Here is a 14787-nt window from a genome sequence, read left to right as displayed (position 1 = left end):
CACCGCGAGGATCGGAGCCGGGCGGGAAGCCGGTGCGATACCGGCGCGGTCGCGCCACTGTGATCGACGGAGTTACTCCTGTCGAGAGCCAGACCCCGCCCGACCCCTCAACACTCGCCGGGCGCGAAATCCCGGCAGGAGACCGACCATGCCAGCACGCGCGCTATCCCCGCACGACCCCTACATCGCGATCGGGACCACACCCGGCATTCCGCTCGACGAGATCGCCCCCTGGGCGGTGCTCGGCAGCATCATCGCACTGATCATGCTCTATTTCGTCAGCACCGAGCAGGGCGCGTTCGCGCTGTTCCAGGGCATGTACGTGCATGAATACGTCCATGACGGACGCCATCTGCTGGGCTTCCCCTGCCACTGAGCCGGGGACCCAGACCATGATGAAACACATGCTGTGGCGCGGGATGCTGTCGGGCATCCTCGGCGCGCTGATCGCCGCGACCTTCGCGCTCGTGTTCGCCGAACCCAAGATCGACGCCGCGATCGCCTTCGAGGCGGCACATGCCGCGCACGCGATGCTCGGCATGGACGAAGAGCTCGTCAGCCGAACGGTGCAGAAGACCGCGGGGCTCTACACCGCGATGCTGATGTACGGGACCGCGCTCGGCGGCGTGTTCGCGATCGTCTTCGCGGTACTCTATGGGCGTGTCGTCCGGGTTGGACCGCGTACCGTGTCGCTGTTGCTCGCAATGGCGACGATCGTCGTGATCGTCCTCGTACCCGCGCTCAAATATCCGCCGACCCCGCCCGCGGTCGGGCTTCACGAGACCGTCAGGCTGCGGACCGTCGCCTATTTCGGGATGATCGGCTTTTCGGTCCTGGCGGCAGTCGCGGGCGTATGGATACGACGCCGGCTGAGCGGACGATCGACCGCGATCGACGCGACCCTGGCCGGCGCGGCGGGCTATGTCGTGCTCGTGGTGGCGTTGCAGTTTCTGCTGCCGGCGATCGACGAGGTCCCGACGACGTTCCCTGCCAGCCTGCTGTGGCAGTTCAGGATCGCTTCGATCGCGACGCAGATGGTCTTGTTCGTCACGATCGGCATCGCCTTCGGCTGGCAGATCGATCGCATGCTTCGGGATCGACAACTCCTCGCACGGTAACTGCAACCCCCGCGCTTCTCGCACCTGAGTCCAATCCCGTTGACGAACCCGCCATTTGTCATACAAAAGACAGGCAAAGGTGAGGCGAGGAGCTTGGGTATGGGACGGATCGCTACGAGGGCGTTGGCGGCGGGCTTGGCGGCGATGTTGCTGGGTCAGCCCGCAGTGGCGCAGGACAGTCGGTTCGTTCGCGGGGCGGGCGACAAGCCGGTTCTGCAGGTCGATGGCGCACCGTTCCTGGTGCTCGGAATCCAGCTCAACAATTCCAGCGGGACCCCGGCGATCTTCCGCGACCTCGCGCTGGCGATCGCACGGAGCGGCGCGAACACCGTCATGGCCCCGATCGGCTGGGACGAGATCGAACCGCAGGAAGGGCGTTTCGATTTTACCATCGTCGATGGCCTGGTCGCGGAGGCGAGACGGCAGAAGGTCCGCCTCGCGCTGCTCTGGTTCGGCAGCTGGAAGAACGCGAAGATGTCGTACGCCCCGGCCTGGGTGAAGCGCGACACCACGCGTTTCCCGCGCGTGATTTCGGCAACCGGCGTCGCGATCGACGTGCTCTCGCCGATCGGCGCAAACGCGCAGGCTGCCGACGCACGCGCGTTCGCCGCGCTGATGGCGCATCTGAAAGCGATCGACGGGAAGCAGCGCACCGTCGTCATGACGCAGGTCGAGAACGAGGCCGGAACGCTCGGCGCCGACCGCGATCACTCCCCCGCCGCCAATGCGCTGTTCGCGACTCCCGTGCCGCCTGAAATGCGTGCCGCGAAGACCGGAGACTGGACCAGCTTGTATGCCGAACGCGCGCCCGAGGCGTTCATGGCGTATCACACCGCGCGCTATATCCAGGCGGTCGCCGCCGCGGGCAAGGCGGCGTACGACCTGCCGCTCTACGCCAATGTCTGGCCGCGCGAGCAGCCGGGGCTGTTGCGGCCGGGGGACAGCTCGCCGAGCGGCGGCGCGGTGTCGTGGCTGCTGCCGCAGTGGCGCGCGCTGACGCCAGCGATCGACGTGGTCGGGGTCGACAATTACGATACCAACGTCGCGCCCTATATGAGCATCGCCCGCGCCTACGACATTCCGGGCAACCCGATGTTCGTGCCCGAAACCGGCGGCAGCATGGCGCACGCCCGCCACGCGTTCCTGATCCTGGCGACGCCGCATGCGGTCGGCATCTCGAAATTCGGGATCGATCGCGATTTCGGCACGAAGGATGGCAAGGACGCCATCGAGCCGATCGCGCTCGATTACCGCCTGCTGCGCGACGCGGCCCCGTACCTGCTCCCGCTCCGCGACGCCGGTCGTGCGCAGGCTGCGGTCGAGGAAGACGGCATCGCCAACGTGCCGCTGGCCTTAAGCGCGATCGACGCCACGGTGCGCTTCGGGCCGGTCCGCGATGGCTATGGCGGTCCACGCGGTCAGGGCAATCCGGACGTGTCGGGGCGCGTGATCGTTGCCGAGGCCGCCCCCGATCGCTTCCTGATCGTCGGCGCTTCGGCCAATCTGCAATTCGCGCCGAAGCTCGGCCAGCCGGGAACGACCGAACTCGTCTCGGTCGAGGAAGGGCATTTCGAGAGCGGGCGGTTCGTGCGCGACCGGCTGTTGAACGGCGACGAGACCGCGTTCGGCCTGGCCCTGCCACCGGAAGGCCGGACGTTGATGGTGACGGTGCAGACGCTGCGGTAAGCGCAGCGGCGGCGCCGGTCAGCGCGGCGTCGGGTTGGTCTCGCCGTCCAGCTCGGTCGCTTCGCGCACGACGGCGATGCTGTGGCCGGTATCGCGCATGACGTACAGCTTGCCGCGCGCGTTCTTGAACGGGCGGTGCAGCACCATCATCAGCGTCCCGTCGAACCGGCGGAACAGCATCCCGTGGCCGCTGTCGCGCCGGACCAGCGGCTGAAGTTGCTGCCACGGCCCCGCCAGCGTCCCGCTCCGCGACCGGGCGAGCCCCTGGACATAGCCGGTGCGGTCGTAGCTCGACCACAGCATCAACAGGCGCCCGGTGCGCGTACGGAACAGTTCGGGGCCATCGGTGACGCGGATCACGTCGCCCTCGGGCTGCGGCTTGCCGTCCGCCCAAGGCGCCGCGGATGCCCGGAACAGGACGCGCGCCGGCCCCTTCGCCGCGAGCCGGTCGTCGAGCGGGATCGCTTCGATCGTGCCGTCGCCGGTCTGGACCCACTCATGCGCGTAGACCAGCCACGGGCGTTTCGCCGGATCGACGTACAGCGTGCCGTCGAGCGTCATCGTCTCGCGGTCGACGATCGGCGCGCCATCACGGACCGGCAGGAATGGGCCGTCGAGCCGGTCCGCTACCGCCAGCGTCGTTCCGCGGCGATGCAGCTTGCGCACGCCCTGCACCTTCAGCGCGGCGGATTCATTGTGGTAGGTCGCGAACAGATACCAGCGCCCGCGCCAGCGATGTACCTCGGGCGCCCACGCGCCGTCGTTCGCCCAGCCGCCGGGCGGGATCACCGCGACGATCCGCGGGCGTGCCCAGTCGCGCAGGTTGCGGCTGGTATAGGCCATGATCCCAATCCGCGCGTCGCCCGACATTGCCGGTTCGTTGCGGGTATACAGGTGATACGTCCGCGTCGCCCGGTCCGCGACGATCCACGGATCGTGGAGCGGCATGTCGGGCATCCGCAGCGTCGCCGGCTGTGGTCTGGCGACAGGTGCACTCGCGGCGAGCGCAGGCAAAGCGAGCGCGAGGCACAGCGCCAATATCCGGTACCGGGTCATCGTATCGTCCACTCCCAGACGCCCGCGTCTGCGGGTACGGTCAATCGCAGATAGCGTGTCGGCGCGGCGTGGCGCAGCACGATCGGGGATCCGCTAGCCGTCGTCTGCGCAACGCGGCGCCAGGTCCGTCCATCGGCGGAGGCGTCGATCGACAGCGCATAGCGACGGATCGGATATTCCATCCGCACCAGGCTCTCGCGGACTGGTCGCGCGGTGCCGAGATCGGCGACCAGCGTCGCAGGAGTCCTCGGCTTCGGCCGCCACAGCGTCGCGTAATTGTCGTCGGCCGCGCGCGCCGGACCGTGCAGCGCATCGGCCCCCTCGCCGCGCGCGGTCCAGTGCAGCCCCGCATCGCGGTGCGCGGCGAACCCCTCGACGATCCCGCCGTGGCTCGGCACGACGGTCGCGATCGTCCCGTCATCGCGGATCGCCAGCGGGTCGACCGCGATCTGGCGCAGCACCGCGTCGCCGGGTGGCGGGAACGGCAGGCCCTGGCGGTGATACAGGATGTACGCCTGCCCGCCCGACCGGAAGATCGCGTGATGCCCCGGACTGATCACGTCGCGCGCGCGATCGGTCGCCAGGATCGGGCTGTTGGCGGCCTCGCGGAACGGCCCGAACGGCGTATCGCCGATCGCGTACCGCACCTTGTACGTGTCCTCCGTCGTCTTCCCGTCGCTATAGGTCAGCGCATACTGCTTCCCCGCGCGGACCATGAACGGCGCCTCGAAATAATGCGGCGGCGTCACGTCCCTCGGCATGCCGTCGAACGTCACCATGTCGGGCTTGAGCTTGACGACGAAGCAATGCCCGTTGGTCCAGTTCCACCCCGAGCCCCAATAGAGATAGGCCTGCCCATCGTCGTCGATGAACGCTTCGGCATCGATCATGTGGTAGCGGGGGTCGAACGCCTTGGCGATGAGCGGCTTGCCGCCATGTGCGTCGCGCCACGGCCCGGCGGGCGACGGCGCGGTACCGACCCAGACCTCGCTGCCGACCGAAACGTACATGAACCACCGCCCGTCGCGCGTCTTCACCACCGACGGCGCCCACACCTTGGAGTCCCCCGAACTCGGGCTCGTCGCGGCAGTCTTGGTCGGCCAGGCGGGGGTCGAGAAGCTCCAGTCGCGACCATTGGTCGAGGTCCAGAGCGCGAGCCGATCGTCGCCCCACGGGTCGATCGTCGCGAAGATGTACCAGCGGCCGTTGTCGTGGACGATCGAGGGGTCCGCGAAATAGCCCGGCAGCAAGGGATTGCGGTCGCCGGCCGTGTCCCAGCGCGGCGGCGGTGCATCGGCGGCGACGAGCAGCGCGGCGGCGGCGAGCAGAGCGATGCGGATCATAAGTCCTCCAGTGTCCAGCGATCGCGCCAGCGCAGGATCGGCCGGTCGCCCTCCCATTCGATCGGCAGCCAGACATAGCGGCCATCGATCGCGTTCTTCGGACGCCAGATATCCGCCATGAACACGAACCGCTCACGCCCGCTCCTGCCAGGGAGCGGCAGGACGAAGGTACTTTGCCCGCCGAATGTCGTCGCGACCTGCTCGGGCGTGCCGCGCACCGGGTTGCCGAGCGAGGTCCACGGTCCTTCGATCCGGTCGGCGACGAACGACCGCGCCGGGTTGGGTGCCCAGCCGGTCAGCCCGGAGGTGATCATGTAATAGCGCCCGCGCGCCCGGAAAATCGCCGGTGCCTCGTTCGCGCCGCCGGGCAGCAGCCGCCAATAGCGTCCGTCATGCGCGGTCAGGTCGGGCCGCAGTCGCGCGGCCTGCAAAGTGCGGTTTTCCTCGGACGCATAGACGTGCCACGCGGTGCCCTTCGCGTCGACGAACAGCGTCATGTCACGCGCCATCTGCCCGCCCGGCCGATCGCGGACGAGATGGCTGTCGGTGTCCGCCTTGTCCGCGTCGGTCACGTTGACTGGCCATTGCCCCGGATCGACGCGGCCGGAGCGCAGGAAGTGGTACGGCCCGGTCACCCGGTCGGCGACCGCAACGCCGGCGCGGGCCGCGGCATAGCCTTGCCCCTTCAGTTCGAGGTGGAACCACATCACGAACCTGCCCGATGCCGGATCGCGCAAGACCTTGGGCCGCTCGATCACGCAGCCGCGGACGATATCGCTCTTCGGATCGTCCGAGACGGCGAGTGCGATACCCTCGTCGCGCCAGTCGTAGAGGTTTGCCGAACTGTAGACGTGGACGCCGACCTGCGCGACGTTGCCGCCCTCGCCCGCCGTCTTGTGCTCGCCGAACCAGTACCAGCGATCGCCCTGCCGCAGCAGCCCGCCGCCATGCGCGTTGATGTGGCCGCCGCGGTTGTCGGGCCACAGCGCGCCTGGCGTGAACGCGTGCGCGGGGGATCGCGCGACGGCGGGAACGGAGGCGACTGCCAGCGTGGCCGCCCCGCCAACGATCAGACTGCGCCGGGTCGGCTCCATCCTGGTCCTCACCTATTCCTCAGAAGTCGCGGTGGCGGGGCGCGCCTTGGCGGGCGTCGTGCCTTCGCCGGCAAACGGCGCAAGGCGGAAGGCGACGCGCGTCGGCGCCAGCGGCACGCGGTATTTGGGCAGCGGCTTGCCGACCTCGCTCCACTGCGTATCGCCGCCGACACCCCATTGCGCGCCATCGATCAGCAATGTCACCTGCCCGTGTGGGACGACGTTAGTGCTCTTCCACGTCCCCGGTACGTGACGATCGAGATCGGCATAGGGGAAGGCGAGCGCGTTGATCATCAACGGCGTCTCGCCGCTGACGCGAAGCCCGCGCCCGGCACCGCTCAACTCCATCCAGCGGACGTCGACCTTGTTGCCGGTCTCCTGCGGGCGGATATAGTCGTGGTTCTGCGCCGCGATCGCGCCGCGCCACAGCCCGATCGGCGCCGAGGTCTTGCGATCGACATAGCTCTCGTGCGGGCCCCGCCCATACCATTCGACGGTCTTGATGTCGGTCGGCATCGCGAACGCCAGCCCGACTCGAAACGGCGGCGGCAGGTCGGTCTTGAGCGGGGTCAGCTGACCCTCGACCGACACGCTGCCATCGCGCGCCATCGCATAGGTCGTCACGAACCCGGCCGCGCCGTCGCCCAGGCCATACTCGATCCGCACCGTCGCGGCACCATCCGCAGCCTTGCCGCGGGTGACGCTGCGCACCGTCCGCGTCTCGCTCATGCTTTTCCAGACCGCCAACTGCTTGTCGGTACCGATGCCGATATCGTTGTCGGTCACCGAGCGCCAGAAATGCGGTGCGCCACCGCTCGCGAGCAGAACGCCGCCGCGCGCGTAGCTGCGGACGAGTCCGGTCTTGCGGTCGATCGCGAGCGTGGCGCCCCCGGCCGACAGCGTGATCGCGCCGCCTGCGTCCTTCACGCCAACGTCGGAGCCTGCGGCCGGTGCAGCGGCAATCGCGGCCGCACCGCCCATCGGGAACTGCTCCCAACTCACCACATGCCCGGCCGGCACGAGCGGGACCGCATCCGCCTTCGCCTTCGCGCGCACGGTCACGAAATATTCCGAGCCCGGCTTGCGCACGATCGTCCCGAGCGGCAGCGCCACCGCCTGCGTCGCATGCGCGGCGGTGGTCATCGGCGGCAGCGCACCGTGCGCGATCGGCACGCCGTCTTCCTCGACCTGCCAGTCGAACGCAAAGCCCGAAAGGTCGCGGAAGTCATGGCGGTTACGCACCGTCACCGTTCCGGTTGCAGGCTCGAACGCCTCGAACCGGATCGGCGCGTATACCTTGTTGACCTCGTAGAGCGCCGGATTGGGCGTGCGATCGGACTGGAGCAGGCCGTCGCCGAACTCGATCTCGCCGCCGGGGTTCGGGCCATATTCGCTGCCGTCGCCCCAATAGCGGCGACCGTCCTTGGTATGGCGGTACATCGACTGGTCGACCCAGTCCCAGACGAACCCGCCCTGCAACTTGTCGGGATGCGCGTAGATCGTGTCCCAATATTCGGCGAGATCGCCGCCCGAATTGCCCATCATGTGCCCGTATTCGCACTGGATCATCGGCTGTTTGAAGTTCCAGTTGGTCGCGTAGTCGGCCATCTTCTCCGCGCTGTCGTACATCGGCGCATAGATGTCGGCGTACCAGTTGGGGCGGTGGTCGCTGACCCCGTCCCACGTGCCCCAACCGAGATAGCTGATCAGCCGGCCCGGATCGCGCGTCTTCGCGGCGGTCGCGGCGGCGGCGAAGTTGGGCCCGATCCCGGCCTCGTTCCCCATCGACCAGAAGATGATCGAGGGATGGTTCTTGTCGCGCTCGACCATGTTGGCGACGCGGCTGACATGCGCGTCCTTCCAGGCGGGGTCGAACCCGACCTGCATCGCGGCGCGCTGTTCGGGATGCTTGTTCGCGTAATCCATGTACGCGTGGCTCTCGATATTGGCCTCGTCCATCACGTACAGGCCGTATTCGTCCGCCAGCGCGTACCAGCGCGGATCGTTCGGATAATGCGACGTCCGCACCGCGTTGATGTTGTTGCGCTTCATCAGTTCGATATCGCGGCGCATCGACGCTTCGGAGATGACGTGGAACGTCTCGGGATCGTGCTCGTGACGGTTGACGCCGCGGATGATGATCGGCTTGCCGTTGACGCTGACCAACCCGTTCTTCATCTCGACCGTGCGGAAACCGATCCGCTGCGGCGTCGCCTGAATGACCTTGCCGTCAGCCCCAACCAGTTCGACCAGCAGCGTATAGAGATTGGGCGTCTCCGCCGACCACGGCTTTACGCCCGGTATCGTCCCACCAAGCGTCACGGTCCGTTCCGCCGTCCCCGGCGCGACCCGCACGGCCTTCGTCAGCAGCGTGCGGTTGTCGTCCATCAGCGTCATGCGCGCGGTCAGTGCGGTCGTCGCGGGCGTGACCGCGACCTCGGTCGACAGCACACCGTCGCGGTACGCCGCATCGAGCCCGGCATGGACGAACAGGTCGCGGATACGCGCCTTGGGCGCCGCCATCAGATAGACTTCGCGCTCGATCCCCGACACGCGCCAGAAATCCTGATCCTCCAGATAGGACCCGTCGGACCAGCGATGGATCTGGATCGCGACGACGTTGCGCCCCGCCGTCATGAATTTCGTGACGTCGAACTCGCTCGGCAGCTTCGAATCCTCGGAATAGCCGACCTTCTTGCCGTTCACCCACACGTCGTACGCGGAGCCCGCCGCGCCGATGTGAAGGATCACGTCCTGCCCCGTCCAGCCCGCGGGCAGCGTCACGTCGCGACGGTACGACCCAACCGGATTGGTCGCGTGCGGGATCAGCGGGCGGTTGGCCGGAAACGGATAGGTGATATTGAAATACCGCGCCTGATCATGGCCCTCGGCCTGCCAGTCCGCCGGTACCTTGATATCGACCCAGCGCGACACGTCGTAGGTCGGTTGTTCGAACCCGGCAGGCACCGCATCCGACGATGGCGATAGTGCGAACTTCCACAGTCCGTCGAGGCCCAGGAACCGCGCGGATTTGGCGGGATCGCCCGCCATCGCCGCCGCACGCGTCTCGAACGGAAAGCTGGTGGCAGACGCGGGCATCTTGTTGCGCGCGAAGACGGCGGGATTCTCCCAGTCGGGGCGCGCCGGATCGATCTGCACCGGCTGGACCCGCGGCGCGTCCTGCGCGGCGACACCGGCGGTCAACGCCAGCATGCTCGCGCCGATCACTATGCTCGAAACCTTCACCCGTTCCTCCTGTATGATGCATTCGCACCTTATTTGTCGGACATTATCGCTTTACGTCCGCGACGCAATCGCGCCGGCGCAGTGACGCGCGATAAATTCTGCGTGCGGCGGCATCCGCGCCGCTGCCGCCGCGGTCACCGCGGCGATCCGTGCCAGCCGGGCCTGCGCGTCGTCGACCGACAGGCTTGCCGCGAGCGGATCGAACCCCTCGGCGCGAAGCCCCTGCCCGTCCATCACCGCCAGCCAGCTCGTCTTGCTGAACAGGTCGTCGGACTCGCGGAACACGCGTCCGGTCGCCTGATAGATCCGGATGCGCTCGGCAAGCGTCTCGGGGACCGCCATCGTCCGGACGTGATCCCAATAGGGCGTGTCGGCACGCTCGGTCGCGTGGAAATGAAGGATGATGAAGTCGCGGATGCTGTCATATTCCGCGGTCATCAGCCGGTTGTAGCGGCGGATGTCGGCCGCCTCGAAATCGCGGTTCGGCAGCATTTCCAGCAACCGCGCGATCCCCGCCTGGATCAGATGGATGCTGGTCGATTCGAGCGGCTCGAGGAACCCGCTCGACAGGCCAAGCCCGACGCAGTTCCTGACCCAGAACGCATCGCGGCGACCGGTGCGAAACCGCAGCGTCCGGGGATCCGCAAGCGGTTCGCCATCGAGGTTGGCGAGCAAGGTCGCGGTCGCCTCGTCTTCCGACAGATGATCGCTGGAGAACACATAGCCATTGCCGGTGCGGTGTTGCAGCGGGATCCGCCACTGCCAGCCCGCGGCGCGTGCGGTCGACCGGGTAAACGGCGTCGGCGGCCCGTTCGACACGGTCGGCACCGCAATCGCGCGATCGTTGGGCAGCCAGTGCGACCAGTCTTCGAAGCCGGTGCCGAGCGTTTCGCCCAACAGCAGCGATCGGAACCCCGAGCAGTCGACGAACAGGTCCGCCTCGATCCGCGCGCCCGATGCCAGCGTGACGGCCTCGATGAACCCGTTGGCTGCCCTGAGCGCGACGTCGACGACGCGCCCTTCGCGTCGCACGACACCGGCCGCTTCGGCATGCGTGCGGAGAAACCGCGCATACAACGACGCATCGAAGTGGAATGCATAGCCGATCCGGTGCAGCGGCGTGTTCCCGCCATCGGTCAGCGGACGCATGAACCGCCCGTCCTTCGCCGCCTGTGCGCAGATCGAGTACGCCTCCAGCGGATCGGCCAGGCCTTGGCCGCGAAGCCGGTGCCACAATCCTTCGAACGGGACCGCGCCGATATCGGTGCCGTAGACGCCGAACGGATGGAAATAGCGCGTGCCCGGCCGCAGCCAGTCGACGAACTCGATCCCGAGCTTGAAGCTGCCCATCGTCGCCTTGACGAAGGCATCCTCGTCGATCCCGAGCAACGCGTTGAACGCTTGGATCGGCGGGATCGTCGCCTCGCCGACCCCGACCGTGCCGATCTCCTCGGATTCGACCAGCGTGACCGCGACATTGTGCGTGCCAAGCACCCGCGCCACCGCTGCCGCCGCCATCCACCCCGCGGTACCGCCCCCGATAATCGCGATGCTGCGCAGCGCCCGGTCGCTCATGCCGCGGTCCGGCCCGTGAGAAAGAGATTGCCGGTGAGGCGCCCGTGGCGGGGATCTGCGGCGGTGGCATCGACGGTGTTGATCAGCCCCGAATGCAGCAGCGCGGCCCGGTACAGGATCAGTCGGTCGGGCTTGGCCGCAACCTCGTGAATCCGCGCGAACAACGGATCGTCGATTGCGCCTGAATAGCCGGTCGGGAGGTTTGCCGGGTCGGCCATCTCGCGGTCGAGCGCGGCCTGATAGCCCGCCGCCCGCGCCGCATCGACGGTTTCGAACCCGGTGACACGGTGCCGAAAGAAGCCCGTACCGCCGTGCCGTTCGCTGCACAGGTAATGCACCGTCGCGAACTGAAGCCGGTCGACCGCGTCGACGTGCGGCACGCGCTGATCCGGCGTCAGCGCGGCCGGATCGGTCGTCACGAGCGAGAAATTGCCGCGCGCCCGCACCGGCATTACCGCGCCCATCCCGAAATACTCGCCGATCAACGGCAGGACGAGGCGGACCATCCGGTCGATATAGTCGGCGGGCGCTGGCCCGAGCAGCCCCGGATAGCCGATCCCGACCGACGCCGCGCCCGCGAATTTGGAGCGTGTCGCGGCATAGTCGACCAAGGCATCGACGCTTCCGAAGGCGCGATCGACGACGACCACGGGTTCGCGCTCGCTACCGATATACTGGACCGACACGTTGTGGTCCGCGGTCCGTTGCTGGATCGTCATGACCGAATTCATATCCGAAAAAATACCGGCGTGGCAGGGGAACGCCACGCCGGCAGAGGGGGGACGGGAAGGTCAGTAGGTGGCGCGCAACGAGAAGCCGAAGCGGCGATCGTTAAGCGTGTATTGCAGCGGCTGGCTGGTCGTGCCGATGTACGTCACGTTCATCCGATTGGTCAGGTTCACTGCATCCACCGAGAAGGCGAAATGTTCGTTGATGTTGTAGCTGATCGAGCTGTCGAGCGAAGCATAGGGCTTCTGGAACTGCGGTATGCCGTTCGCACCGCTGCCCGATGTCGTGTCGAGATACTTGCCGCGCCAGCTCCACGCCAGACGCGCGGTGATCGGACCCCGCTCGTACAATCCGACCAGATTATAGCTGTGCTTCGACAGTTTCTCGAGCGGCACCTGCGTCGGGATCGCCGAGCCGGTGGTCGCGAACGGGTTCGAGACGCTGCTGTCGACGAACGTGTAGTTGGCCTGGATCCCGAGCCCCTTCAACGCACCCGGCAGGAAATCGAAGAACTGCTGATAGGCGGTCTCGAAGCCCTTGATGTTGCCCTTGCCGGTATTGACCGTCGTGCCGATGTCGTAGGCGGTGCCGTTGAACGTCTGCACGACCGTACCGCCCGCCAGGAACCCGTCGACCTTCTTGTAGAACGCCCCGAACGTGAACGAGCCGGTCGGCGCGAAATACCATTCGAGCGTTCCGTCGAAATTGGTCGAGGTGATCGGCTTTAGATACGGATTGCCCGAGCCACCGCTGGGTCGACCCGTGATCGGGCTCACCACCGTCGCCGCGTTGAGCGTGACGTTGGTCGACAACTGGTCGAAATTCGGCCGCGCGAACGATTTGCTGAAGGCGAAACGCGCCTGCAGCTTTTCAGTCAGATGCGCGCGCAAATTGAAGCTCGGCAACGCCTTGGTGTATTGGCGGTTCACTTCGAGCGGCGCGAGCGTCCCGTCGCTGTTGAAGACCGTCCCCTGCGATCCGGTCTTGGTCTGCACCACGCGCACGCCCGCGGTACCGTCGATCTTGAGCCCGGCGATCGCGGTCTCGTAATCCGCCATCACGTAACCGGCGACGCTGCGCTCGGTCTGGTGATTGAGGTCGCCCGGCGTGAACGCGGTCTTCGACGTACCGCCGAACAGTGCTTCGGTCTTGGTGATGCTGTCAAACAGGTCGCTCCCGGCCGCGAAGCTCGGATAGACGATCCCCCCAGGCAGAGTCTTGCCGTCGAAGAAGTTGTTCGAAGGCCCGCTCATCGTCAGTTCGGGATGCGCGGAAACTGGCACGAATGGGATGCCCGCGGCTGACGAGCAGCTCGGATTGGGCCCGCTCGGCAGCAGGCAATAGGCATTCCACGTGCCGCGCAGATCGACGGTGCTGTCGGCGTACCGCGCACCAACGCGCAGCTTCTGCAGCACGCTGCCCTCTACGTCATATTCGAGGTCATATTGCAGCGCGAGCTGGTCGGCATCGTTCCGCGTGATCGAATCCGCGATGTAGGTGAAGGCGTAGTTATTTGGATCCGACAGCAATCCGGGGTTCCGCACGTTCCACACCGGACGAGACCCGCGCAGATCGAAATCGACGATGCTCTGGTTCTTGGCCGAATACGGGGTCTGACCGGTCTGGTCGTACAGCGAGACGACGAAGCCGTTGCGATCGGCATCGTACGACGACTTGAGATACTGCGCATCGAACTTCATGTGCAGCCGGTCGGTGACGTCCCATTTCGCGTTCAACGTGTAGTTACCCGTCGTGTTCGTCAGATCCTGATCGTACCGCGCCGATTCGAACACCTGGTTGGACAGCGATCCGGACGTCGCATAGCCAGCCGAGTCGAACGTGAACGCCGCGCCGTCGGTCGGCGTCGTCGCCGTATTGCCGTTGTTGTTGTAGTAATAATATTTGCCCTGACGGTAGAATTTGTACCGCGAATAGAGCCCCTGCGCCGTCAACAGGAAGTTGGGCGCGGCCTGCCACTGGAAGGCGCCGGCGATACCCAGGCGATTGCGGTTGCCGCCATCGTCGTAGATCTGCTCGCCGAACGGAACCTGCGCGTTGGCGGGTGCGCCGGGGATGTTGACCCCCTGCGGAATCGGACCGAACTGGCCGATCAGCAACGCGTCCTGGCGATAGGAGCTCTTCGCGTAACTGCCGTTGAGCAGGATGCCCATCTCGCCGATCCCGGTCTGGAACCGGTTGCTGTACAGCGCCGACCCCGACCCGCCGAACTTGTCGGCGCGGTCGTAGTAATTGCCCTTCAGCGTGGCGCTGACCAACTGCCCCGGCGAGTCGAATGGCAGACGCGTGCGGATGTTGACGACACCGGCGACGTCACCCTCGATGGTCGAAGAAGGCGGGTTCTTGAACACGTCGATACCCGACAGCAATTCCGGCGGCACCGCTTCGAGATCGAGCGTGCGGCCACCCGAGGCGGAGATCGCCGCGCGGCCATCGATGAAGTTGCTGACCTGCGTCAGGCCGCGCACGGTGATCGCCGGCTGCGTGCGGTGATCGAAATCGGTCGCGCCTTCGCCGTAGCGGCGCTGGATCTGGACGCCGGTGATCCGCTGCAACGCCTCGACCGTGTTCGCATCGGGAAGCTTGCCGATATCTTGCGCGTTGACCGAGTCGACGATCTGGTCGGACTTGCGCTTGATCGCTTGTGCGGACCGAAGGCTCTCGCGAACGCCGGTCACGACGATGTCGTCGTTCGAGACACCCTGCGCCGCAGCTTGATCCGCATTCAGCGTCCCACGCAACGGACCGGACGGCACCTGCGCCGGAACGGGTGTCGGCCCAGGCGTCGGTGCGGCCGTCGTCGGTGCAGTCTGGGCAACAGCCGGGATCGCGAACGCGGCGATCGCCACGAGCGATCCGCCGATCAACATGCGAGTACGAAACGGAACCATCTACAAGATCCTCCCCATCAAAGTATCGCCG

General features: G+C 66.7%; 10 protein-coding genes and 1 riboswitch. Of the genes, 3 read left to right on the top strand and 7 right to left on the bottom strand.

Going from position 1 to position 14787, the window contains the following annotated elements; translation table 11 throughout:
• Positions 1–22 precede the first annotated feature (22 nt).
• Positions 23–145, top strand: a riboswitch (cobalamin riboswitch).
• Between the two features lie 3 nt (positions 146–148).
• From ACLBWL_RS11015 to ACLBWL_RS11005, 3 genes are all read left to right on the top strand, one after another.
• The gene (locus ACLBWL_RS11015; protein ID WP_447792940.1) at positions 149–376 is read left to right on the top strand and encodes a CbtB domain-containing protein; all 228 of its coding nucleotides are present in this window, start codon (positions 149–151) and stop codon (positions 374–376) included.
• Positions 377–392: 16 nt separating this feature from the next.
• Positions 393–1118, top strand: coding sequence for a CbtA family protein (locus ACLBWL_RS11010; protein WP_447792938.1), 726 nt, complete (start codon positions 393–395; stop codon positions 1116–1118).
• A 99-nt stretch (positions 1119–1217) separates the two neighbouring features.
• On the top strand, positions 1218–2804 hold the full coding sequence (locus ACLBWL_RS11005; RefSeq protein WP_447792936.1) for a DUF5597 domain-containing protein: 1587 nt from the start codon (positions 1218–1220) through the stop codon (positions 2802–2804).
• Between the two features lie 18 nt (positions 2805–2822).
• Here ACLBWL_RS11005 and ACLBWL_RS11000 read toward each other — a convergent pair whose 3' ends face one another.
• The 7 genes from ACLBWL_RS11000 to ACLBWL_RS10970 all read right to left on the bottom strand — a co-directional run bounded on the left by ACLBWL_RS11000 (position 2823) and on the right by ACLBWL_RS10970 (position 14756).
• Positions 2823–3860 (bottom strand): glycoside hydrolase family 43 protein, encoded by a 1038-nt coding sequence (locus tag ACLBWL_RS11000; RefSeq protein ID WP_447792934.1) that lies wholly within the window; start codon positions 3858–3860, stop codon positions 2823–2825.
• Positions 3857–5203 carry a family 43 glycosylhydrolase gene (locus tag ACLBWL_RS10995; RefSeq protein WP_447792932.1) on the bottom strand — a complete coding sequence of 449 codons (1347 nt, stop codon included), beginning with the start codon at positions 5201–5203 and terminating at the stop codon, positions 3857–3859. Before ACLBWL_RS10995 ends, ACLBWL_RS11000 begins: the two co-directional genes overlap by 4 nt.
• Complete coding sequence (locus tag ACLBWL_RS10990) at positions 5200–6297, bottom strand: glycoside hydrolase family 43 protein (RefSeq protein WP_447792930.1); 1098 nt, start codon at positions 6295–6297, stop codon at positions 5200–5202. Before ACLBWL_RS10990 ends, ACLBWL_RS10995 begins: the two co-directional genes overlap by 4 nt.
• Before the next feature lie 12 nt (positions 6298–6309).
• The gene (locus ACLBWL_RS10985; RefSeq protein WP_447793487.1) at positions 6310–9510 is read right to left on the bottom strand and encodes a glycoside hydrolase family 2 TIM barrel-domain containing protein; all 3201 of its coding nucleotides are present in this window, start codon (positions 9508–9510) and stop codon (positions 6310–6312) included.
• Positions 9511–9594: 84 nt separating this feature from the next.
• Complete coding sequence (locus tag ACLBWL_RS10980; RefSeq protein WP_447792928.1) at positions 9595–11118, bottom strand: tryptophan halogenase family protein; 1524 nt, start codon at positions 11116–11118, stop codon at positions 9595–9597.
• The gene (locus ACLBWL_RS10975; protein ID WP_447792926.1) at positions 11115–11849 is read right to left on the bottom strand and encodes a DUF6445 family protein; all 735 of its coding nucleotides are present in this window, start codon (positions 11847–11849) and stop codon (positions 11115–11117) included. Before ACLBWL_RS10975 ends, ACLBWL_RS10980 begins: the two co-directional genes overlap by 4 nt.
• Before the next feature lie 60 nt (positions 11850–11909).
• Positions 11910–14756, bottom strand: coding sequence for a TonB-dependent receptor (locus ACLBWL_RS10970; protein WP_447792924.1), 2847 nt, complete (start codon positions 14754–14756; stop codon positions 11910–11912).
• Between the last annotated feature and the right edge of the window lie 31 nt (positions 14757–14787).

Source organism: Sphingomonas sp. M1A8_2b, assembly GCF_053345535.1.
The sequence above is the reverse complement of the archived record's forward strand: the minus strand, read 5'-3'. Positions and strand labels throughout refer to the sequence as shown.